This window comes from Coprobacillus sp. AF33-1AC (assembly GCF_003475785.1).
Taxonomy (GTDB): domain Bacteria; phylum Bacillota_I; class Bacilli_A; order Erysipelotrichales; family Coprobacillaceae; genus Faecalibacillus.
Genome location: NZ_QRQB01000006.1, coordinates 1 through 21963, shown reverse-complemented (window position 1 = coordinate 21963; position 21963 = coordinate 1). Strand labels below are relative to the sequence as shown.

The following is a 21963-nucleotide window of genomic DNA, read 5'->3' as shown; positions in this document are numbered from 1 at the left end:
ATTTTCTCTTTTGTTTTTATTTAATCAAAAAGTTTATTCATAAGTTCTACAGTATCCATAGCATCTTTGACATAATAATCAGCATTGATTTCTTTTGCGTAATCTGGTGTTAATACAGCACCACCAACAAAAATAGGACAATCAATATGATTTTCTTTTAATAAAGTAATGGTATCTTTCATAGAAATAACGGTTGTTGTCATTAAAGCACTTAAACCTATAGCTTGAGGATGATGTTGCTTGTAGGCTTCTAATACGGTTTCTTTAGGTACATCTTTTCCTAAATCAATGACATCGTATCCGTAGCTTTCTAAAACGACTTTAACTATATTTTTTCCAATGTCATGAATATCTCCATGAACAGTAGCAATAATGATTTTTGCTTTTTTATTTTGGTCTTGTGTTTGGAAACCTTGTTGAATGATTTCAAAAGCAATTTTGCTTGTTTCTGCTGCTTGAATTAATTGTGGTAAAAAGATTTTATTTTGTTCATAATCTTTACCTACTTGGTCTAATGCAGGAATAAGGATCTCATTAATGATAGAAAGACCGTCTTGGTTTTCAAGCATTTGTTTTGTTGCTTTAGTAGCTTCATCTTTTAGACCGTGTAATACAATGTCGAATAAAGACATTGTTTTTTGTTCAGTTTTTACTGTTGTTTCTTGATTGGCTTGGTGGTCAATATAAACTGTAGCATCATGATCATAATTATAAAGAACATTGAAAGCATCAATAGTACTCATGAGTTCTTTATCTAATGGATTAATAATAGGTAAATCTAAACCAGCTGACATCGCCATGGCTAAAAATGTTTTATTAAGTAAAGGTCTATTAGGTAAACCAAAAGAAACATTACTTACTCCTAAAACGGTATGGACACCAAGTTGTTTAACCATACTGACAGCTTTAACTGTTTCCATGACTTCTTTTTGTTGAGCAGAAGCTGTCAATACAAGACAGTCAATGATAACATCTTTTTTATCAATACCATATGTAGCGGCTTTTTTGATAATCTTTTTAGCAATTTCATAACGCTCTTCAGCTTTTAAAGGAATACCATTTTCATCAAGGGTTAAACCAATTACAACACCACCGTATTTTTTAACGATTGGGAAAATCTCTTCCATAATTTCATCTTTACCATTAACAGAATTAATCAATGGTTTTCCATTATAATAACGACAAGCTTGTTCAATGGCACTGGCATGAGAACTATCGATTTGTAAAGGAACATTTAAAACTTCTTGTAATAATTTAATAACATGCTTCATTGTCTTTGTTTCATCAATACCAGGTAAACCAACATTGACATCTAAAACATGGGCTCCTGCTTGTTCTTGTTTAATACCTTCTACAACTAATTCATCATAACGTTGTTCTTTTAAGGCAGCTTTTAATTTTTTCTTCCCGGTTGGATTTAAACGTTCTCCACAGACAACAACATGATGACCAAATTCAACTGTTTGACTACCACTGGATACTCTTGTTGCTTTTTGGACAGTTCTTTTTTTAACAGGTTGATGACAATGAATACTTAATTTTTCAATAAATTCTGGGGTAGTACCGCAACACCCGCCAATAATCGCAACACCATGATCAAGGTGAGGAAGACAAGCTTCACTAAATTCATCACTTGACATGTGATAACATGTTTTACCATCAACAAGAACTGGTAAACCAGCATTAGGTTGAACCATGACAGGTAAATGAGTATATTTTAATATTTGATCTAAAATAGGAGTAATTTCTTTAGGACCTAAAGAGCAATTGATACCGAGGGCATCAACATTTAACCCTTCTAAAATATTGACCATGGTTAAAGGATCACATCCAGATAGGGTACGTTGATTAGCTTCAAAGGTCATTGTAACGAAAATAGGTAAGGATGAGTTTTCTTGGATGGCTAAAATAGAAGCTTTAACTTCATAGATATCAGTCATTGTTTCTAATAAAACAACATCAACATCGTCCTTAATGAGGTCAATCATATCTTTTATACTTTGATAAACTTGGTCGAAAGTCAAAGTTCCCATAGGTTCCATTAATTGTCCTACGGGTCCAATATCAAAAGCAATATACGCATCAGGATTAACACGATCACGTGCGATCTTAGCGTTTTCTACAGCTTTTAAAATCACTTCTTGGTAATTGTATTTTGATTGTTCAAGTTTTAAAGGATTAGCTCCAAAAGTATTAGTTGTAATAAAATCGGCACCCGCTTTTAAATATCGTGAATGGATATCGATAAGTAAATCCGGATGATCAATATTATAATATTCAGGAACTTCGCCACCTTTTAATCCAGCATTTTGTAATTGAGTTCCCATGGCTCCATCAAATAGGAGTATTTCTTTATTTAGTTTGTCTTGTAACATCTTTGACCTCGCTTTCTAAATTGACAATGTTCAATTTGTTTACAATGATGACAACTTTTTTTAGTTTTATCTTGTCCTAAACCAATGATGCCAATCATTGATTTTTGAGGAAGAAGTAAATCATTATTTTGAATCGTTAATCCAATATGCTTAGAACAATCTAATAATTGCGCAAGTTCTCGATTTAAAGAAAGAGGAACACGACCATAGCCTGGACAAAAACGGAAAGTTCTTTTCTCTTTAATGATTGTTTTTTCATATTCATCACAACATGCTTCAAGATAACTGCTGCCAATGGCATCCATAATTGTAGCTTTAGTCATATTAATTAAATATAATTTTTTCATTGTTCTTTCAAATGCTACACCAAGAGTGCATCCAATAACAATAACTTCATGACAATCTTGAAATAATGTTATTAAATCATCATACTCTAAGGAAATATGGTGAAGTCTTAGAGGATGATGATTGAGTGGATAGCGTTGATAGACAACTTTAAAATGGGCAATTTGATTGATTTCATCTAAACATTCATTAATGAGTTTTTCGGTTTGTATATCGATAGATTGCCCTTGATATCCTAAATATTTAAGGGCTTGTTCTTTAATCTTTGAAATATTCACGACGGATAGCTTTTGTTCTTTTTAAAATTTCTTCAGCAATTTCAGGTTTATTCATTGTATAAATATGAATACCATCAACACCTTGACTCATTAAATCAATAATTTGATATGTTGCATAATGTAATCCAACTTCTTTACAGGCTTCTGGATCATCTAAAAAACGTTCCATCATGCTTGCAAGCGAATAAGGAATTGAACAATCTGATATTTTAGATAATCTTTTTAATTGTTTAGAACTTGTAGCTGGCATGATTCCAGCAATAATAGGAACATTAATGCCTATTTGGCGAGCACGTTTAATTAAACGATAATAATATTGATTATCGAAAAATAACTGAGTGACAAGATATTTAGCTCCAGCATCTACTTTCTTTTTTAAGTTTTGAAGATCTTGTTCAAAGCTTTCTGCTTCAAAGTGAGTTTCTGGATAGCAAGCTCCTGATAAACAGAATTGATCAGGAAATTGTTCACTAATAAATTCATTTAAATCACTTGCGTATTTAAAATCTCCTTGTAAATCTCTTTGATCATAGTCTTGAGGATAATCCCCACGTAAGGCTAAAATATTTTCAATATTATTATCCTTTAATTCATTTAAAATATCGATTAAATCTTCTTTGGATGTATCAATACAGCTTAAATGAGCAACGGCTTCAATATGATATTGATTTTTAATAATAGATGCAATTTTAGCAGTATTCTTACTTGTAGAACCACCAGCCCCATAAGTAACTGAAATAAAATCAGGATTTAATTTAGCTAATTGACTAATTGTAAGAAAAATGGACGAAAGATCATCACCATGATTTTTAGGTGGAAATATTTCGAACGATAATGTTGGTCTTTTATTTAATAAGTTATTTATTTTCATGTTTCTCTACCTCTTTTTCTACATTATATAGAATTATGAAATATGCGTAAATAATAAAAAAATTATAATTTGCTATAGATTAAAACTATAACAAATTATAAATATAATGATTCATTTTATCAATATAAATTTGTCCTATTTTTGATAATGCAACATTTTTTTGTTTAATATAACCAATTTCAATCATATCATCTAATTGTAAAGGAATAGCAATAATATCAGGATTTAATTCTTTAGAAATAATGCCTGTAGAAATGATATAACCATTTAATCCTAATAAAAGATTAAAAAGGGTAGCACGATCATTGACTTGAATTGATTTTTTATGGGTATAGGTACTGCCAATCTCTTCAGAAAAATAAAATGAATTTTGATTTCCTTGATTGAACGATAAATAAGGATAATCATTGAGTTGTTCTAAAGATAAGATAGAAGCAGAAGCTAAAGGATGATGTTTACCTATAAAAACATGGGGTTGAGCTTTAAATAAAGAATGAAAGGTCAATTGGTTTTCTCTAAATAACTTTGTAAGTACTTTTCTATTAAAGTCATTTAAATATAGAATACCTAATTCACTCTTCATACTCTTTACATCTTCGATAATTTCTGCAGTTCTTGTCTCTTGAATAGTAAAATCATATTCATTATAGCCATATTCTTGAATTAATTCGATAAATGCACTAATCGCAAAAGAATAATGCTGGCAAGATATAGAAAATTTAATTTTTCTTTCTGTTTGATCTAAATAACGTTCTTCTAATAAATGTGTTTGTTCAATAATTTGCTTGGCATAACCTAAAAATTCCTGTCCTTCATTTGATAAAGAAATACCTTTATTGGTACGATTGAAAAGAGTAATACCAAATTCTTGTTCTAATTCTTTGATAGCACTAGATAAACTAGGCTGTGAGACATAAAGTTTTTTAGCTGCTTCATTCATTGAACCGCTATTAGCAACTTCAATTAGATATTTTAATTGTTGTAATGTCATTTAGATTCCTCTAAGTGATCAAGAATAAGTTGAATGATACGTGTAATTTGGTCATTTAATGAAGCAAGTGATAATACTAAAATTAATAAATCTTCTTGATTGTTTAAAGGTAGTTGATAATCTTTTAAATATTGATGGATGAATTGAGGTAATTCATCTTGTTGTTTATCTTGTATTTGATAAAATTGATTATAAATATTTTCTAAAGAAATATTTTCTTGGTAGTAAGGGGTTAATAATTGTTTGATTTCTTGAATAGTAAGAGAGTTTTTTAATTGATAAATCATTAACATTGAAATGATTTGTTCTTTTGAATATTTTTTTCCTTTAATAGGCGTAATAACTTTAGCTTTACTATAATTATTAACCATTGTTTTTGTTAGTAATTTATCGTCTTCATATCTTTTATTATTTTCTAATTTTTGATCAAAAAGGGTAATAATTTGATCGATGTATAAATCTAAATCAGGAATATCATCTGATGAAAGATGACTTTGACTTGCTACTTGATGAATAATCGTTTCTAATTCTGTTTGTGTCATATGTATACCTCCAAGTCAAATTCTATAACAAAGTTACAATAAGTTCAAGATACGGTATTGGAAACTACTTCATTAAATTGAATATTGGTTTTTTTAAGGGGTTATTGTATAATGACGATGGGTGATAAAATGAAAAATATAAGTACAAAAAATAAAATATTTTATCTTATTACGATTTTAGTCATTGTAATAGGAGATCAGTTAACAAAGTTTATTGTTGATTCATCAATGAAACTAGGTCAATCACAAGAGATTATTTCTCACTTTTTTTATTATACTTATTCTCATAATAAAGGAGCAGCATGGGGGATGCTAACAGGAAGAATAGGATTGTTTGTTATTGTTTCCATTGTGGCGGTTGTAGTGATGGCTGTTTATTTTAATAAAACAACACCAAAAAATGTGTTAACACGTTATGGTTTAGTTCTCACATTTAGTGGTCTTATTGGTAATTTGATTGATCGTTTATGGTTAGGATATGTACGTGACTTTTTAGATTTTATTATTTTAGGTTATGATTTTCCTGTCTTTAATATTGCTGATATGGCGGTTGTGATTGGAGTAGGACTTATTATTGTAGAAATATTATTAGAGGAGTATATACATGGAGAAAGTTAATTTACAGGCAACAAAAGACGATATTCGTTTAGATAAAGAATTAGATCAACATTTTCCTGATTTATCAAGAACGTTGATACAAGATTATATAAAAAAAGGACTGGTAACAGTTAATGGAAAAAAAGAAAAAGCAAGTTTTAAATTAAAAGAAAATGATTTAATTGAAGTAACCATTCCTGAAAATGAAAATATGGATATTGAACCAGAAAATATCCCTTTAGATATTGTTTATGAAGATCATGATGTCATTGTAGTAAATAAACCTTCAGGTATGATTGTTCATCCTAGTCAAGGTATCGTTAGTGGAACGCTTGTTAATGCATTGTTATATCATTGTCATGATTTGTCGGGTATTAATGGAGTAAATAGACCAGGAATTGTACATCGTATTGATAAGGAAACAAGTGGTTTATTAATGGTAGCTAAAAATGATGTAGCTCACCGTTCTTTAACTGAACAATTAAAAGAACATAGTGTAACACGTCGTTATATTACTTTAGTTCATGGCAATATTCCTCATGAATTTGGTAAAATTAATGCGCCTATTGGTCGTGATCGTACTAATCGCCAAAATATGGCCGTAACGAAAGAAAATAGTAAAGAAGCAATTACTAATTTTAAAGTGTTAGAAAGATATGATGATATGACATTGATTGAATGTCGTCTTGAAACAGGACGTACGCATCAAATTAGGGTACATATGGCTTATATTGGTTATCCGGTTTATGGTGATCCTAAGTATGGTTATAAAAGAGATGACCAAAGTCATGGTCAATATTTACATGCAAAAGTTTTAGGTTTTATTCATCCAACAACTGGTGAATATTTAGAATTTGATAGTGAATTACCAGATTATTTTCAAGATAAAATAAAAGAGTTGAAAGGAGAAAAATAATGGCAAGTAAAATTATTTCTTGGACTCAATACTTTATGGGAGTAGCTAAGTTATCAGCTTATCGTTCTAAAGATCCTAATACTCAAGTAGGTGCTTGCATTGTGAGTCCTCAAAATAAAATTGTTGGTGTGGGTTACAATGGACTTCCTTGGGGTTGTGAAGATGATGAATTTCCTTGGCAAGTAAGAGAAGGAGAATTATATGATACAAAATATCCTTATGTTGTTCATGCAGAATTAAATGCTATTTTAAATAGTACTGCACCATTAAAGGGATGCCGTATTTATGTTTCATTATTTCCTTGTCATGAATGTGTCAAAGCTATCATTCAAAGTGGTATTGCTGAAATTATTTATGAAGATGAAAAATATAACGGAACACCTAGTGATCGTGCTGCTAAACGGATGCTAGATGCAGCGGGTGTTAAATATACAAAAGTAGAACCTTTTGAATTAGAAGTTAAATAAAAAAGAAGCGCTTATTTCTTAAGTGCTTCTTTTACTCTTTTAAAGTTTGTCATATTTGTTTTGGTTACTTTAAGTAACATCTTTTCACCATATTTTCTTGCAATATCTACTGCTACATTTTCAACAGTGGAAGTTGTGCCACGAGGTAGTTTTATTTTTAAACTGCGAGACATATTATTAAAATACTGATAATATGCATACCTTGATAATATTGCAGAACACATAATTCCTAAATACTTCTCTTCACCTTTTTGTTCAAAAGATAAATCCTTAACAACAATTACTTCATTTTTTAAATAATTATAATAAGTTTTAGGAGAAACAAATTGATTTACCACTTTTTTATCAATTTTCATTGCCACTTTTTGCATTACATTCGTTACAGCTTGATTATATAATTTAGCTTTAATGTTAGCTAAATTAAAACCTTCTTGTGCCATATGATTATAATGCGAATTATCTAATATAAGCAAACTGTAAATTAAACGATCTTTTATTTCACGAGCGGTCTCAATTATTTCTTTTGAAGTCATTGTTTTAGGATCTCGAATATTTAAACTCACTAACCAATCAAAGTCACGTTCGTCGACGTAACAAGCAACAACGCATAATGGACCAAAAAAGTCCCCAGAACCTGTCTCATCACAACCAATATGTGATAAGTCGTAATAATTTTTTGCGCGCTCATCATTTAACGCTGATACGTTACTTCCATGTTCATTTAAAGGAGCGTGATATGAGGCATGCATGTTTATAATGTTTGAATTTGCAGAACAATTATTTTTTTCTACATTCATGTTTTATCTAACCTCCTGACGTATATACTAATTATAGCATAAATTTGTCATTTTGACACTATATTTTTGTTTTGGTACAATAATCCAAGGGGTGATGACATGATTTGGCAAATGAAACCGTTCATTATAGATTTTATTGTCGTTTTATTTTTTCTTTTGATGATTTTTATAGGTCTTATTAAAGGATTTGCAGTAAGACTTTATGATTTTTTAGCTACTATTTTAGCTGTAATTGTGGCTTATTTTTTGTCGAGTCCGCTGTCATATATATTTGTTATTTATCAAAGTGAAGGTTTACTAGAATTTTTAGGAGAATATATCAATCGTATTATTTTATTCTTTATCATTTTTGTAATCTCAAAAATTGTTTTTGCTTTATTAGGAAGGATAATAAAGCCATTGTTTAAATCTTTATTGCATCATTTTTCTCTTACTCGTTTTGCAGATCGTATCTTAGGGATGGTTTTAAGTGCTTTAGAAGCCATCGTTATGATTTATATTGCTTTAACAATGGTTGTTGTTCCTTTTATAAGTGATGGAAAGAAAATGGTTAAGAATACAATTATTGCGAGTAGAGCCATTGAATTGGTTCCTTACTATAGCGATATGCTAAGTGATATCAGTAATGATTATATGCAAATGGATGCTATTTTTAAAAAATCAAGTTCATATGATGGTAAAGATAGCCAAACTGTTTATATGATGAGTCAAACTTTACAACATGGCTATGATTATCATTTGTTGACACAAAGTCAATTAGATGAAAAAATAAATGATTACTATTTAAGTTTAGATCATGTAACACTTGATCAACAACAGTATCAGGCTTTAATAAAGCTATTAAATACGGGTTCAAATCAAGTTAAAAAGAATGAAATATTAAGTAAAATAGAAGTAGGTGATGGACATGAAAAATAATGATGATACTTTAGAATTTAATGAAATAAAAAAACAAATTGCTGCTCTTTGTCATAGTGAACTTTCTAAACAAAAAATAACAGCATTAAAACCTTATCAAGATTTAGATGATTTACAATACCAACAACAATATATTCTTGATGGAATGGCTCTTATTTATGCTTATGGCAATGTTCCTTTAGGACAGTTTGATGATATAAAACCGCATTTAGATAAAGCTAATAAAGATGGTGTTTTATTCCCTGATGAGCTATTAAGTATTCAATCATTACTTTATAACATTAAAGAAGTAAAACAGTATCTTTCATCCAATGATGCAACACATAGTCAATTAACTCAATTAATAGATTTACTTTATTTACCACAAGAACTATTGGATCAAATTCATCATTGTATTGATCCTTCAGGACATATTCAAGATCATGCTAGTCATGAACTTTATACAATTAGACAACGTTTAATGCATTTACAATCACAAATTAGAAAAAGAATAGAAAGTATTAAAGCTAAAAATGTAGATTTACTATCACAAGATGGTATTTCTTCTCGTAATGATCATTTAGTTTTACCGGTTAAAGCTGGGTATAAAAATCAAGTATCAGGAATTGTTCATGGTCATTCGGCAACGGGAAGAACATTATTTATTGAACCAGCTGAGATTGTGGCGCTTAACAATCAATTAGCCTCTTTGCAACAAGATGAACAAATAGAAATACATCGTATTTTATTAGAATTATCAAGAATGGTAAAAAGACATTTCGATATTTTATTAGAAGATTGTCAAAATTTAACAGAAATTGATTATATTTTTGCGATTAGTTTATTTGGTAAAAAGAATGAAATGATTTTACCTGAGGTTCATCAAGATTATCAAAGTTTAGTTTTAAAACAAGCAAAACATCCTTTAATTGAGCGACAACAGGTTGTTGCCAATGATATCGTCTTACAAAAACCACAAAATATTTTATTAATTAGTGGAAGTAATACGGGAGGTAAGACCGTTGTATTAAAAACAGCAGGTTTACTTTCTTTAATGGCTATATGTGGACTTCCAGTTCTTGCAAGCGAAGCCAAGATTCCATTATTTCATGATATCTATGTTGATTTAGGTGACGAGCAATCTATTGAACAGTCTTTATCTACTTTTTCATCACATATGAAAAGATTAGTGCATATTACTGAACATGCCAAGTTCAATAGTTTAGTTTTAATTGATGAAATTGGTTCAGGAACTGATCCACAAGAAGGTCAAAGTATTGCTCAAGCAATCTTACAATATCTTCATCAAAAAGGGTGCTTGGTGTTAACTTCTACCCATTATTCAGGATTGAAAGAATATGCGAAGGCTTCTGATTATGTCAAAGTCGCTTCAGTAGAATTTGATCAACAAGCAATGAAGCCGACATACCGTTTGATTGAAGGAAGTGTTGGTAATTCTTATGCTATTGAGATTTCTGCAAGATTGGGGTTAGATCAAGATATTGTCCAAGACGCTAAAAAGATCAAAGAAGCTTCACTTACTACTTCACAACGATTATTAGAGAAGTTACAAGATGAATTATCTAGGGTTCAACAAGAAAAAGATCAACTTGATGAATTGTTATTAGAAGCAAAAAAGAAGAATAATGAATATAACGATAAATTAAATAAATGGCAAAGTCAAAAAGAACAATTAATGGAAGAAGCTAAAAATGAAGCCAATGAAATTATTGAACAAGCTAAAACACAAGTTTCTAGGGTAATGAAGAATCTAAATGAACAAAGTCAATTAAAACCACATCAGGTTATTGACGCTAAACGTCAATTAGATTTATCTAAACACGAAAAAGAAAAAGTAGTTCGCCAAAATCATCATCAATTTAAAATAGGTGATGTTGTCAAGGTTCTTTCGGTTAATCGTCAAGGAGAAGTCATGGATATCAATAAAAAAGGTGTACTTACTATTGGTATGGGTGGTTTAAAAATCAATGCCAAAACAAATGAAGTTGAATTCTTACATGAAAAAGTAAAAGAAAAAGTAGTAAAGAGTAGTTTAAAACCATTAAAAACATCTAAACCTCAAGGATATGAATTAAATATTATTGGCTTACGTTATGAAGAAGCGATGATCAAAGTAGACAAGTTTATTGATGATGCTCTTGTTCATCGTTATTCGATGGTGCGTATTGTTCATGGTATGGGGACAGGTGTTTTAAGAAAGGGAGTAAGAAAGTTGTTAGATAAAAATAAATATGTTGTATCTTATCGTGATGGAGGACCTAATGAAGGTGGCTTAGGGGCAACCTTGGTGTATTTTGAATAATGGATATAACTTATATAAAAAATAAACTTTCTTTACTGCCTTTAAAACCAGGGTGTTATTTAATGAAAAATAAAGAAGGAACAGTGATTTATGTTGGAAAAGCAAAAAAATTAAAGAATCGAGTTTCTTCTTACTTTGCTGGCAGTCATAACTATAAAACAACAAAACTTGTAGGTGAAATCGAGGATTTTGAATATATTGTTTGTGATAGTGAAAAGGAAGCGTTATTATTAGAAATTAATTTAATCAAAGATTATGCTCCTAAATATAATATTTCTTTTATGGATAATAAATATTATCCATATATCCAAATGACTAAAGAAACACATCCTCGTTTAAAAATAGTTAGAAGTGCCAAAGATAAAAAACATAAATACTTTGGACCGTTTCCTGATGGTACAGCTGCTAGAGAAACTTTTAAATTATTAAATCGTCTTTATCCCCTTAGAAAATGTAATCATATACCTAAAAAGCCATGTCTTTATTATTCGTTGAATCAATGTTTAGGACCTTGTATTCATGAAGTAAATGAAGAAGTTTATAAAGATTTAACAAATCAGATTACCCGTTTTATTCAAGGTGATACTAAAGAAGTGATTGATGATTTAAAACAAAAAATGGAAGAAGCTTCCAAACAATTAAACTTTGAATTAGCCAAAGAATATCGTGATTTAATACAGCATATTCATCATGTAACAAGTAAACAGCATGTTCAATTTAGTGATTTAACAGATCGAGATATTATTGGTTATTATCAAGATAAAGGCTATCTATCTATTCAGTTATTTTTTATGCGTAATGGTAAACTATTGGCTAGAGATTTAAATTTAGTTCCTGCTAGTGATGATGTTCAGGAACAAATTATTCAATTTATTGTTGGCTTTTATCAAGAGAATACGTATCCTAAAGAGTTATTTGTACCGATGGATTTAGATACATCATTATTAGAAGAAATTGTAGAGTGTAAAATCATTAAACCCCAAAAAGGGAAAAAAGCAGATTTAGTCAATATGGCTTATGAAAATGCGAAAGAGTCATTAGAAAAGAAATTTTTATTGAAAGAAAAAAATGAAAAAGCAACCATTGGTGCAATCAAACAGTTAGGTGAAAAATTAAATATGCCTTTACCTAGAAGAATAGAATTATTTGATAACTCTAATATTCAAGGTGCCTATGCTGTAGCAGGAATGGTTTGTTTTATAGATGGTGTTCCAAGTAAAAAGAACTATCGTAAATTTAAAATTAAGACGGTTGAGGGACCGGATGATTATGCTAGTATGAAAGAAGTTATTTATCGTCGTTATTATCGTGTATTGGTAGATGGTTTAGAAAGACCGGATTTAATTATTGTCGATGGCGGTAAAGGGCAAATTAAAGTGGCTGATGAAGTCATTAAAAGTTTAAATATGGGGATACCAGTATGTGGTTTAGCCAAGGATGATAAGCATTCTACAGCTTTATTATTAGATGGACAAGGTCAAATTGTTCCTATTGATAAAAAGAGTGATTTATTTTTCTTGCTAACAAGAATGCAAGATGAAGTCCATCGTTATGCGATTTCTTTTCATAAAAATGTACGATCTAAATCTTTATTTCAATCTATTTTGGATAATGTAGAAGGAATTGGACCAAAACGTAAAAAAGAATTATTAAAGCATTTTGGCAGTGTTAAACGATTGAAGGAAGCATCAATTGATGAACTTAAAGAAGTGTTGCCACAAGATGTGGCACAAACTTTATATAAAGTTTTACAAAGTACCAATTCTTAGTTAATCACATATATTATAGTAGTGAGGGGATGCTATAATATGATTTTAACGCCACGAGAAAAAGAAATATTTAATTTATTAGTTGATAATTTTTCAACCAAAGAGATAGCTTTACAGCTTGGTATTAGTGAAAAGACAGTAAGAAATCATATTTCTAATGTGATTCAAAAACTAGGTGTTGATTCACGTATTCAAGCTGTTTTTGAATTAGTGAAATTAAAGGAATTGCGCTTATAAGCCATTCCTTTCTTTTCACTTCAAGATAGTATATAATGGGTGCAGGTGATAAAATGAAATTAAAACGTTGGCATTTATATGGAATAGCTTTTATTTGTTTTATATTAGCTTTTACAGCATTAAATTATAAATATGATCGTTTTTATCGTGTTAATGGCATTAACAATGATAATCGTGCATTAATTGAAAGATATTTAGATAAACAGGAACAAAATTATCTAATTGATAATGCTATTCCGGTTAATCAATTCATAGATTATATCACATATGATCAATTCAAATTACAAAACTATACATATTATAATTCTTTAAGAAAAGTAAAAACTTATAGTGATTTATCTGTTTTATTAGATGAAACCAATAAAATAGTAGATAAACTTACAGTAGAGTTTGGAAATCATATAGATACTAATTTTAATTTATTAATTAAAAATAATTTGGCTTTTGCTTATTTAAATAGCGAGTATTTTGATTTTGATAATATAGAATACTATCAATTATTACGTACTTTATATGATGATAGTGATTATAACTATATTGCTTTGACTAATCGTTATGTTTCAATTTTTGAAGAAGAAAATTTAACGAGCCGGATTATCTACCATCATTTTAAATCAATGATTGATACTTATGACGCTAATGGTGTTGCTACACTCATGACGAATACTTTAAAAGATGGAGCTAAACGTCTATATAAAATTGATTTAATGAAACAAGTTGTGAATAATCAAACTTTTATATCAAGTTATCAACCCAAAAAGCTGACGATGATAGCTGATATTCCTCGTTTGAGTTATACAATGTATTTACAAGATGAAGCCTATAATCAATTGAAATCAATGTATAAAGCGATGAATACGGAGTTAGATCATGGGTTTATAGTTTCAAAGGCTTATACTAGTTATGATGTGTTATCGCTAGAAGGTGATCAAGCAGGTTACAGTGAAATGCAATTAGGAACATCGGTCATCTTAAAGAAAAAAGGGATATCTGATCAGGACTTTAATCAAACAGATGTTTATCAATGGTTAATCAATCATAGTTATGAATATGGCTATATTTTACGTTATCCTCAAGATAAAGAGGCAGTAACAGGGCATGGCTATGATGCAACATGTTTTCGATATGTGGGTATAGATATTGCAACATCACTTCATCAAAATCAATTAGCATTAGAAGAATATCAAGAGTAGGTGGAGTCTAAAATGAAATATCAATTTGAAAAAGCAACACTTCAAGATGTAAATGAAGTATTTGAATTAGTTAAACAAAGAGTAGCGTGGATGAAGCAGGTATTCATCAATGGAATGATACAGATTATTTAAATGCTTATCCATTAGAATATTATCTTCAACAAGCTAAATTAAACCAATTGTATGTATTAAAAGATAACGAACATATTGTGGGAGCTATTGTATGTTTACAAGAAGACACACGTTGGCAAGATCAACAACCAGCTTACTATCTTCATAATTTTGTTAGTATGATAGGTATTCAAGGTGTGGGTTCTATTATTTTAAAAGAAGTAGAAAAACTAGCAAAAAGCAATCGTAAAACAAGATTACGTTTAGATTGTGCGATTGATAATCAAAAATTAAATGATTATTATGAAAGTCATGGTTTTTATTATGCAGGGAAATGTCAAGATGGACCTTATATTGGTAATAAAAGAGAAAAGGTTATAGAATAAAACGGTACAATATGTACCGTTTGTTTTTATATAAAATAAAAAAAGTCTTGAATAATCAAGACTTAATTTATAAATGGCGTCCACGAAGGGATTCGAACCCCTGACCGCACGCTTAGAAGGCGTGTGCTCTATCCAGCTGAGCTACGTAGACATCTCACCTAACTGCCTAATTAGAATAACATATATTTATTATTTAGGCAAGATAAAATTGAAAGAAGAATGAATAATTTTATCATATCATATTCGTGTTATTTATAGTATAATATATTTAATCTATGTAAAGGAGAAAAAATATGGGAAGATTGGTTTTAGGTTTGGATATTGGAATTACATCGGTGGGATATGGTGTAATTGATATTGATGAAAATACTTTTGTTGATTATGGGGTTCGTCTTTTTAAAGAAGGTACTGCTTCTGAAAATGAAAAAAGAAGAGCAAGCAGAAGTGCACGAAGATTAAAAAGAAGAAAAGTCAATCGCTTAGAAGATATGAAAAAATATCTTGAAAAAAATAATATGTATGTTGCATCTTATTATTATCTTAATCCATATAAAATGAGGGTAAAAGGGCTTAATGAAAAACTTTCTTTAGAAGAATTATGCTGTGCAATTATGCATATTACTAAAAAAAGGGGAACGACACTAGAAACATTAGCTGATGAAACAAAAGATGATGAAGGAACAAAAGCTGTTTTATCTTCTAATAGTCAGTTATTAAAAGACGGTAAATTTATTTGTGAAGTTCAATTAGAAAGATTAAACGAACAAGGACATATTAGAGGAACTGAAAATAACTTTAAAACAGAAGATTACCTTCATGAACTTGATGCTTTGCTTACCAAACAAAAAATTGATGAAAAGATAAAAAATGATATTGTTAGCATAGTAGCGAGAAGACGTCGTTATGATCAAGGACCGGGTAGTCAAATTTCGCCAACACCTTATGGAAGTTATCGTTTGGTTGATAATCAACTTGTTCATGTTAATTTAATAGATGTGATGAGAGGGAAATGTAGTATTTTTCCTGATCAATTAAGAGCACCTAAACAAGCTTATACAGCAGAATTATTTAACTTATTAAATGACTTAAATAATCTAACGATAAATGGTGAAAAAATATCAGTAGAACAAAAAGAACAAATTATCGAACATGTCAATACAAAAGGAAATATTACAGTTAAACAATTACTAAAATTATTAGATGTTAAAGAAATTGAAGTGAGTGGTTTTAGGATTGATAAAAATGAAAAACCAATCTTAACTGAATTTAAAGGATTTAATAAAGTTTTAAAGATATTTAAAAAATATAATCAAGAAAATAAGTTGGATGATAAAAATATTGTTGATCAAATTATTGATATTTGTACAAAAGCTAAAGGGGTAGAAGAAAGGTATGAACAAATAAAGACATTATATCCTGATTTTAATCAAGAAGTGCTAGTTGATCTTGCAAGTATGAAAGGAATATCTGGCTATCATTCACTGTCATTAAAAGCGATGAAGCTCTTGAATAAAGAATTATTAAATACTGAAATGAATCAAATGCAGTTATTACATCAAATGGATTTATTTAATAAAAATAGACCATCATTAAAAGGTAAAAAGAATATTGAAGCAGATGATAGTGCTATTTTGTCTCCCGTTGCTAAAAGAGCACATCGTGAAACATTTAAAGTCATTAATGATTTAAGAAAGAAATATGGTGAATTTGATAGTATAGTTATTGAAACAACAAGAGATAAAAATACACAAGAACAAAAAAATCGAATTAATGAAAATCAAAGACAATTTGAAAAGAAAAATAAAGAGATTGATGAAATTATTAAAGGAGCAGAAATTGATCCTGAAAGAGTGAATAATAAAACAAGAAATAAAATACGTTTATATTTAGAACAGGATTGTAAAACAGCGTATACGCAACAAGCGATAGATTTACATACTTTGATTTTTGATGATAAAGCTTATGAAATTGATCATATTATACCTTTATCAGTTTCTTTGGATGATTCATTATCAAACAAAGTTTTAACTTCAAGATTAGAAAATCAAGAAAAAGGAAATTTAACACCTATAGCAGCCTATTTGAAAAATAAATTCACTGATGGAAATCTCACAAATTATCAAACATTTGTGCGTAATAACAAAAATATGAATCGTAAGAAAAAAATGAATTTATTATTCGAAGAAGACATTACAAAGTATGATGTGGCGAAAAAGTTTATTAATCGTAATTTAGTAGATACAAGTTATGCTTGTCGAACTGTCATGAATACTTTACAACATTATTTTAAAGATAATGATATTGATACGAAAGTTCATACTATTAAAGGACAGGCAACGAATGCTTTTAGAAAAAGAATTAATTTACCAAAAGAACGTGAACAAGACTATTTTCATCACGCTATTGATGCTTTAATTGTAGCTTCATTAAAGAAAATGAATCTTATTAATTCTTATTTAATGACCTATGATTTAAAAGATTTATATGATGAAAAAACAGGAGAAGTCTTTAATGTTTTACCGGATAATCAATTTTTAGATCCAAAATATATATCATTTATTTCTAATTTAAAAAATATATACTATGAATCCAATCAATATGTTTTAGGTTTAATTGACAAAGATACTATGCATTATCCATTGATTAAGGTTTCTCATAAAATTGATACTAAACCTAATAGACAAATTGCTGATGAGACAATTTATAGTACAAGAAATGTAGATTCACAAGAAATGCTGGTAGAAAGAATCAAAAATATTTATGACCCAAAGGAAAAGAAAGCTATTGAACTTGTTAATAATATTATTAATGATGATACTGATAAATATATTATGAAACATAAAGATTCAAAAACTTTTGATAAAATAAAAGTAGTTGTATTAGATCATTTTAATACATATAAAGAATCTAATGAATATTATGGACTTGATAAAAAAGGTAAATATGTATTAAAAGGTGAAAATCCATTAACATTATATGAACATGACTTTGGACCGATTACTAAATATGCAAAGAAAAATAATGGACCAGCCATTACTTCTATCAAATTTTATTCAGAAAAACTAGGAAATCATTTAGAAATTACTTCAAACTATCGTGTTCATAACAAAAAAGTGATTCTTAAACAAATTAGTCCTTATCGTACTGATTTCTATTTATCACCTGAAGGAAAGTATAAATTTTTAACTGTACGTTATAAAGATGTATTCTATAGCAAAACAAAGCAAAAATATATTATTTCAAGAAAATGGTATGATCAAGAAAAACAAAACAAAGGAATAGGTGATGATTGGCAATTTGTATGTTCGATGCATCGAGATGAACTCATTGGTCTTGTTAAAAAAGCAGGAGATAAGTATGTTTATGATGCTGCTATGCAAGAGGGAGGCAAGACACAATACCATGACGGCGTTCACTATGAAATCTTGAAATTTACTGCAACTAATAATGATAAAAAAGGAATGTTTGAAGTAAAGCCAATTTGTATGATGTGCAATAAAAGGTTAATGCCATCTGTTGGCACATTCATCAAAATCCAAAAATTTGCAACAGATGCATTAGGAAATATGTATGAAATTAAAGAAAATATATTGAAATTAGAGTTTGATTAGGATATACTATAGATGGTTATATTCTAGCAAAAATTTATATGACCTAACAAAACAAGGGTTTATCCCGGATTCGGCTCTTCGGAGCCTTTTTTTGTTTTTATGGGACACAGAGTCATATACATTGAAAAATGTGAGTATCTGAAATTATATTTAGACAACATTAAAGTTCAATACAATGATATTGATTTATTGCTTCCTATTTCAGATATTCAAATCTTAGTTATAGACAATTATAAATCAAGTTTAAGTATACCTTTAATAAATAAATTAACAGAAAATAATATATGTACAATTATATGTGGGATAGACCATATCCCTAAAAGTTATATTTTACCAATGAATGGTCATTTTTCACAAAGTGGTAACATTAATAAACAAATCATGTGGGAAGATCAAAAGAAAAAAATACTACATCAAAAAATAGTAAAAGCAAAAATTTATAATCAAGCAGAAATATTAAAAAGAAATAATAGAAAATTTGAAGTGATTTTAAAACTATATCAATTTATGGATGAAGTTGAATTAGATGACGTAACCAATAGAGAAGGCTTAGCGGCTAAGATGTATTTTAGAGAAATGTTTGGTGATGATTTTGTACGCTTTGATGAAGATGTAATCAATGCAGGATTGAATTATGGTTATAGTATCTTTAGAGCACTTATTTCATCAATTATTGTAGCTAAAGGATATTTGCCAAATTTAGGTATCTTTCATCGAGGAAAACAGAATATGTTTAACTTAAGTGATGACATCATAGAAGTATTTAGACCAATAGTAGATCATTACGTATGTAATCATATGATGGAAGATATTCTTTTTAAACAAGAACATCGAGAAGCTTTAATTCAATTAACTTCTAAAAAAATAGAAATAGATGGTAGAAAGCAAACAGTAAGTAACGCTATATATGTTTATATTGAAAGTATTATTAAAGAATTAGAAACAGATGAAGTAGCTTATATATTTCCTTTACCTATTCTTTATGATTTATGAATTTATGAGACTCATACTATTCTTTGACTTGCCGATGACAACTAAAAAAGAAATAAAAACATATACTCATTTTAGAAAATATCTTATAAAAAATGGGTATATGATGATGCAGTTTTCTGTATATTGTAAAATATTTCCTAACCGAGAAGTTGCGGTTAAGCATGCGGATGTTTTAAGAAAAAATATTCCTAAAGAAGGACAAATAAGATTATTGATGGTTACGGAAAAACAATATGCAAGAATTGAAGTTATTGTCGGTGGAGTCTCAAATCAAGAAAAAATAGTCAATGCGGATTCATTTATAAAATTATGAATAGACTCACGATAAAAAAAGGAAATATAAAATATGATATGAACATTGAATATGTCAAATATTGTTTAGGATTTAATTACGAAGAAAAATTTAATTTTATGAAAATATTGAAAGAAGCTTGTCTGCATCCAAAAGAAAGCGAATATACTCAAAATAATACAGGTCATGCTCAAGTATTGATTAATGATGAAATCATTAATCCTAAAACAATCCAATATTTTCATGTATCTACAGATTATTCTCTTCTTAGTGATTTAAAGTTAACCAGTCAATCTATAGTCGCTAAATATTTAGAAGTATTAATTTCACAAAATGATAATACTGATACAATTAATACAATTAACTTATTGTTAGAGTCATTTAGTAGTGAGTTGGATAGCGATATAATACTATCAAGATTTATAACTTATACTCCTAAACAATTTTTAAAAATTCTTTTACCTGTATTTTTAAAGGAAGAAGAACAAGCTAACGAATATGACTTAACATATGAAGAGCTCATTCTTTTACAGTTGAAGATGATTGATTTTATATCTAAAAATCAAATAGAAAAAGCAAGAGTAATGAATTTAATTGAAATTCCAGTATTAACGAGAACAATCAATGATTACTTAAATATAATGAATCAATGTTTATCAATCATTATATTAAACAACACAAAAATAGAATTAGATATAAATCATATTTATCTATTTGATCATCTTTGCTTTGATTTAAATGATGAAAATATTTTATATAACGTATTTCTTGAAAAAGGCATTTGTACATTACAGGAGGCTAAAGCAGAAATGAAAAAACTTATAAACAACAAACTTGATATGTCTATAATAAACAGATAACAAAAAATGGTTGCATCTATTCAAATACATGATAGTATGTATTTGAGGTTTTGTTACCATATGGATTTTTGCTAGAATAAGACTTCTATGGTTATCAAATTGTGTTGAGATGGGTTTTGTTACCATATGGATTTTTGCTAGAATAAGACATAACTTAATAGATACAATTATAGGCACGCGTTTTGTTACCATATGGATTTTTGCTAGAATAAGACAAATGTGTACTAGTGGAAATTATGAAGTAAGTTTTGTTACCATATGGATTTTTGCTAGAATAAGACTCAATGATCTATATTATAATGCCTATAGATGTTTTGTTACCATATGGATTTTTGCTAGAATAAGACTCTTGATAAAGATATTATTGAATTAATAAAGTTTTGTTACCATATGGATTTTTGCTAGAATAAGACAAAGGAAAATAGCAATGATAATTAGACAATGTTTTGTTACCATATGGATTTTTGCTAGAATAAGACTGGAAAATTGATAAGAAGTGAGGCATATTAGTTTTGTTACCATATGGATTTTTGCTAGAATAAGACTCAATGATCTATATTATAATGCCTATATATGTTTTGTTACCATATGGATTTTTGCTAGAATAAGACAAATGCATTTTTGCTAAAAATAAAAGGTGGGTTTTGTTACCATATGGATTTTTGCTAGAATAAGACGTAAGATCAAATTATTTTTTTTACGCACTTGTTTTGTTACCATATGGATTTTTGCTAGAATAAGACTGCTAAAAGAGAGCAAGAATAGACCAACCGGTTTTGTTACCATATGGATTTTTGCTAGAATAAGACTTAATTTGTCAAAACAAACTGTAAATGCTGGTTTTGTTACCATATGGATTTTTGCTAGAATAAGACAAAGGAAAATAGCAATGATAATTAGACAATGTTTTGTTACCATATGGATTTTTGCTAGAATAAGACTGGAAAATTGATAAGAAGTGAGGCATATTAGTTTTGTTACCATATGGATTTTTGCTAGAATAAGACTCAATGATCTATATTATAATGCCTATATATGTTTTGTTACCATATGGATTTTTGCTAGAATAAGACAAATGCATTTTTGCTAAAAATAAAAGGTGGGTTTTGTTA

Annotated in this window: 19 protein-coding genes, 1 tRNA gene and 1 CRISPR repeat array; of the genes, 13 read left to right on the top strand and 7 right to left on the bottom strand. The window is 28.8% G+C overall.

What is annotated here, in order from left to right; all coding sequences use genetic code 11:
• Positions 1-20: 20 nt before the first annotated feature.
• The 5 genes from DWZ53_RS03595 to DWZ53_RS03575 form a co-directional block, all read right to left on the bottom strand.
• A complete protein-coding gene (locus DWZ53_RS03595) occupies positions 21-2375 on the bottom strand; it encodes a homocysteine S-methyltransferase family protein (protein WP_118432078.1) in 2355 nt (784 codons plus the stop codon).
• Entirely contained in the window at positions 2357-2998 is a 642-nt protein-coding gene (locus DWZ53_RS03590) for a vitamin B12 dependent-methionine synthase activation domain-containing protein (protein ID WP_118432076.1), read from the bottom strand. The genes DWZ53_RS03595 and DWZ53_RS03590 overlap by 19 nt, the downstream gene beginning before the upstream one ends.
• The gene (gene metF, locus DWZ53_RS03585; RefSeq protein ID WP_118432074.1) at positions 2979-3869 is read right to left on the bottom strand and encodes a methylenetetrahydrofolate reductase [NAD(P)H]; all 891 of its coding nucleotides are present in this window, start codon (positions 3867-3869) and stop codon (positions 2979-2981) included. The genes DWZ53_RS03590 and metF overlap by 20 nt, the downstream gene beginning before the upstream one ends.
• An 85-nt stretch (positions 3870-3954) precedes the next feature.
• Positions 3955-4860, bottom strand: coding sequence for a LysR family transcriptional regulator (locus DWZ53_RS03580; RefSeq protein ID WP_118432072.1), 906 nt, complete (start codon positions 4858-4860; stop codon positions 3955-3957).
• Complete coding sequence (locus DWZ53_RS03575) at positions 4857-5402, bottom strand: DUF1836 domain-containing protein (RefSeq protein WP_118432070.1); 546 nt, start codon at positions 5400-5402, stop codon at positions 4857-4859. Before DWZ53_RS03575 ends, DWZ53_RS03580 begins: the two co-directional genes overlap by 4 nt.
• Before the next feature lie 129 nt (positions 5403-5531).
• Between DWZ53_RS03575 and lspA the strand changes: the two genes are divergently transcribed.
• From lspA to DWZ53_RS03560, 3 genes are read left to right on the top strand one after another with little or no spacing between them, the layout of a single operon-like run.
• The gene (lspA, locus tag DWZ53_RS03570) at positions 5532-6020 is read left to right on the top strand and encodes a signal peptidase II (RefSeq protein WP_233541827.1); all 489 of its coding nucleotides are present in this window, start codon (positions 5532-5534) and stop codon (positions 6018-6020) included.
• A complete protein-coding gene (locus DWZ53_RS03565) occupies positions 6007-6915 on the top strand; it encodes an RluA family pseudouridine synthase (RefSeq protein WP_118432066.1) in 909 nt (302 codons plus the stop codon). Before lspA ends, DWZ53_RS03565 begins: the two co-directional genes overlap by 14 nt.
• Entirely contained in the window at positions 6915-7382 is a 468-nt protein-coding gene (locus DWZ53_RS03560) for a dCMP deaminase family protein (protein ID WP_118432064.1), read from the top strand. Before DWZ53_RS03565 ends, DWZ53_RS03560 begins: the two co-directional genes overlap by 1 nt.
• Positions 7383-7393: 11 nt before the next feature.
• Here the strand turns inward: DWZ53_RS03560 and rnhC are convergent, their stop codons facing one another.
• On the bottom strand, positions 7394-8179 hold the full coding sequence (gene rnhC / locus DWZ53_RS03555; RefSeq protein ID WP_118432062.1) for a ribonuclease HIII: 786 nt from the start codon (positions 8177-8179) through the stop codon (positions 7394-7396).
• A 99-nt stretch (positions 8180-8278) separates the two neighbouring features.
• Between rnhC and DWZ53_RS03550 the strand changes: the two genes are divergently transcribed.
• The 6 genes from DWZ53_RS03550 to DWZ53_RS03525 all read left to right on the top strand — a co-directional run bounded on the left by DWZ53_RS03550 (position 8279) and on the right by DWZ53_RS03525 (position 15095).
• Positions 8279-9097 (top strand): CvpA family protein, encoded by an 819-nt coding sequence (locus DWZ53_RS03550; RefSeq protein WP_118432060.1) that lies wholly within the window; start codon positions 8279-8281, stop codon positions 9095-9097.
• Positions 9087-11399 carry an endonuclease MutS2 gene (locus DWZ53_RS03545; RefSeq protein WP_118432058.1) on the top strand — a complete coding sequence of 771 codons (2313 nt, stop codon included), beginning with the start codon at positions 9087-9089 and terminating at the stop codon, positions 11397-11399. Before DWZ53_RS03550 ends, DWZ53_RS03545 begins: the two co-directional genes overlap by 11 nt.
• The gene (gene uvrC, locus DWZ53_RS03540) at positions 11399-13168 is read left to right on the top strand and encodes an excinuclease ABC subunit UvrC (RefSeq protein ID WP_118432056.1); all 1770 of its coding nucleotides are present in this window, start codon (positions 11399-11401) and stop codon (positions 13166-13168) included. Before DWZ53_RS03545 ends, uvrC begins: the two co-directional genes overlap by 1 nt.
• A 39-nt stretch (positions 13169-13207) precedes the next feature.
• The gene (locus DWZ53_RS03535) at positions 13208-13405 is read left to right on the top strand and encodes a LuxR C-terminal-related transcriptional regulator (protein ID WP_118432054.1); all 198 of its coding nucleotides are present in this window, start codon (positions 13208-13210) and stop codon (positions 13403-13405) included.
• A gap of 53 nt (positions 13406-13458) precedes the next feature.
• Entirely contained in the window at positions 13459-14598 is a 1140-nt protein-coding gene (locus tag DWZ53_RS03530; RefSeq protein ID WP_233541826.1) for a M15 family metallopeptidase, read from the top strand.
• A gap of 86 nt (positions 14599-14684) precedes the next feature.
• Positions 14685-15095 carry a GNAT family N-acetyltransferase gene (locus DWZ53_RS03525; protein ID WP_118432050.1) on the top strand — a complete coding sequence of 137 codons (411 nt, stop codon included), beginning with the start codon at positions 14685-14687 and terminating at the stop codon, positions 15093-15095.
• Positions 15096-15169: 74 nt separating this feature from the next.
• Here the strand turns inward: DWZ53_RS03525 and DWZ53_RS03520 are convergent.
• Positions 15170-15246, bottom strand: a tRNA-Arg gene (locus DWZ53_RS03520).
• A 142-nt stretch (positions 15247-15388) separates the two neighbouring features.
• Between DWZ53_RS03520 and cas9 the strand changes: the two genes are divergently transcribed.
• From cas9 to DWZ53_RS03500, 4 genes are all read left to right on the top strand, one after another.
• Positions 15389-18706, top strand: a complete 3318-nt coding sequence (gene cas9 / locus DWZ53_RS03515; protein WP_118432049.1) for a type II CRISPR RNA-guided endonuclease Cas9 — start codon at positions 15389-15391, stop codon at positions 18704-18706.
• A 99-nt stretch (positions 18707-18805) separates the two neighbouring features.
• The gene (gene cas1, locus DWZ53_RS03510; protein ID WP_118432047.1) at positions 18806-19699 is read left to right on the top strand and encodes a type II CRISPR-associated endonuclease Cas1; all 894 of its coding nucleotides are present in this window, start codon (positions 18806-18808) and stop codon (positions 19697-19699) included.
• A 4-nt stretch (positions 19700-19703) separates the two neighbouring features.
• Positions 19704-20012: a CRISPR-associated endonuclease Cas2 gene (gene cas2 / locus DWZ53_RS03505; protein WP_233541825.1), complete on the top strand. Its 309-nt coding sequence runs from the start codon at positions 19704-19706 to the stop codon at positions 20010-20012.
• Positions 20013-20050: 38 nt separating this feature from the next.
• Positions 20051-20851 (top strand): hypothetical protein, encoded by an 801-nt coding sequence (locus DWZ53_RS03500; protein ID WP_147358155.1) that lies wholly within the window; start codon positions 20051-20053, stop codon positions 20849-20851.
• 47 nt (positions 20852-20898) lie between these two features.
• A CRISPR array of direct repeats spans positions 20899-21924; the repeat unit is 36 nt; unit sequence GTTTTGTTACCATATGGATTTTTGCTAGAATAAGAC.
• Between the last annotated feature and the right edge of the window lie 39 nt (positions 21925-21963).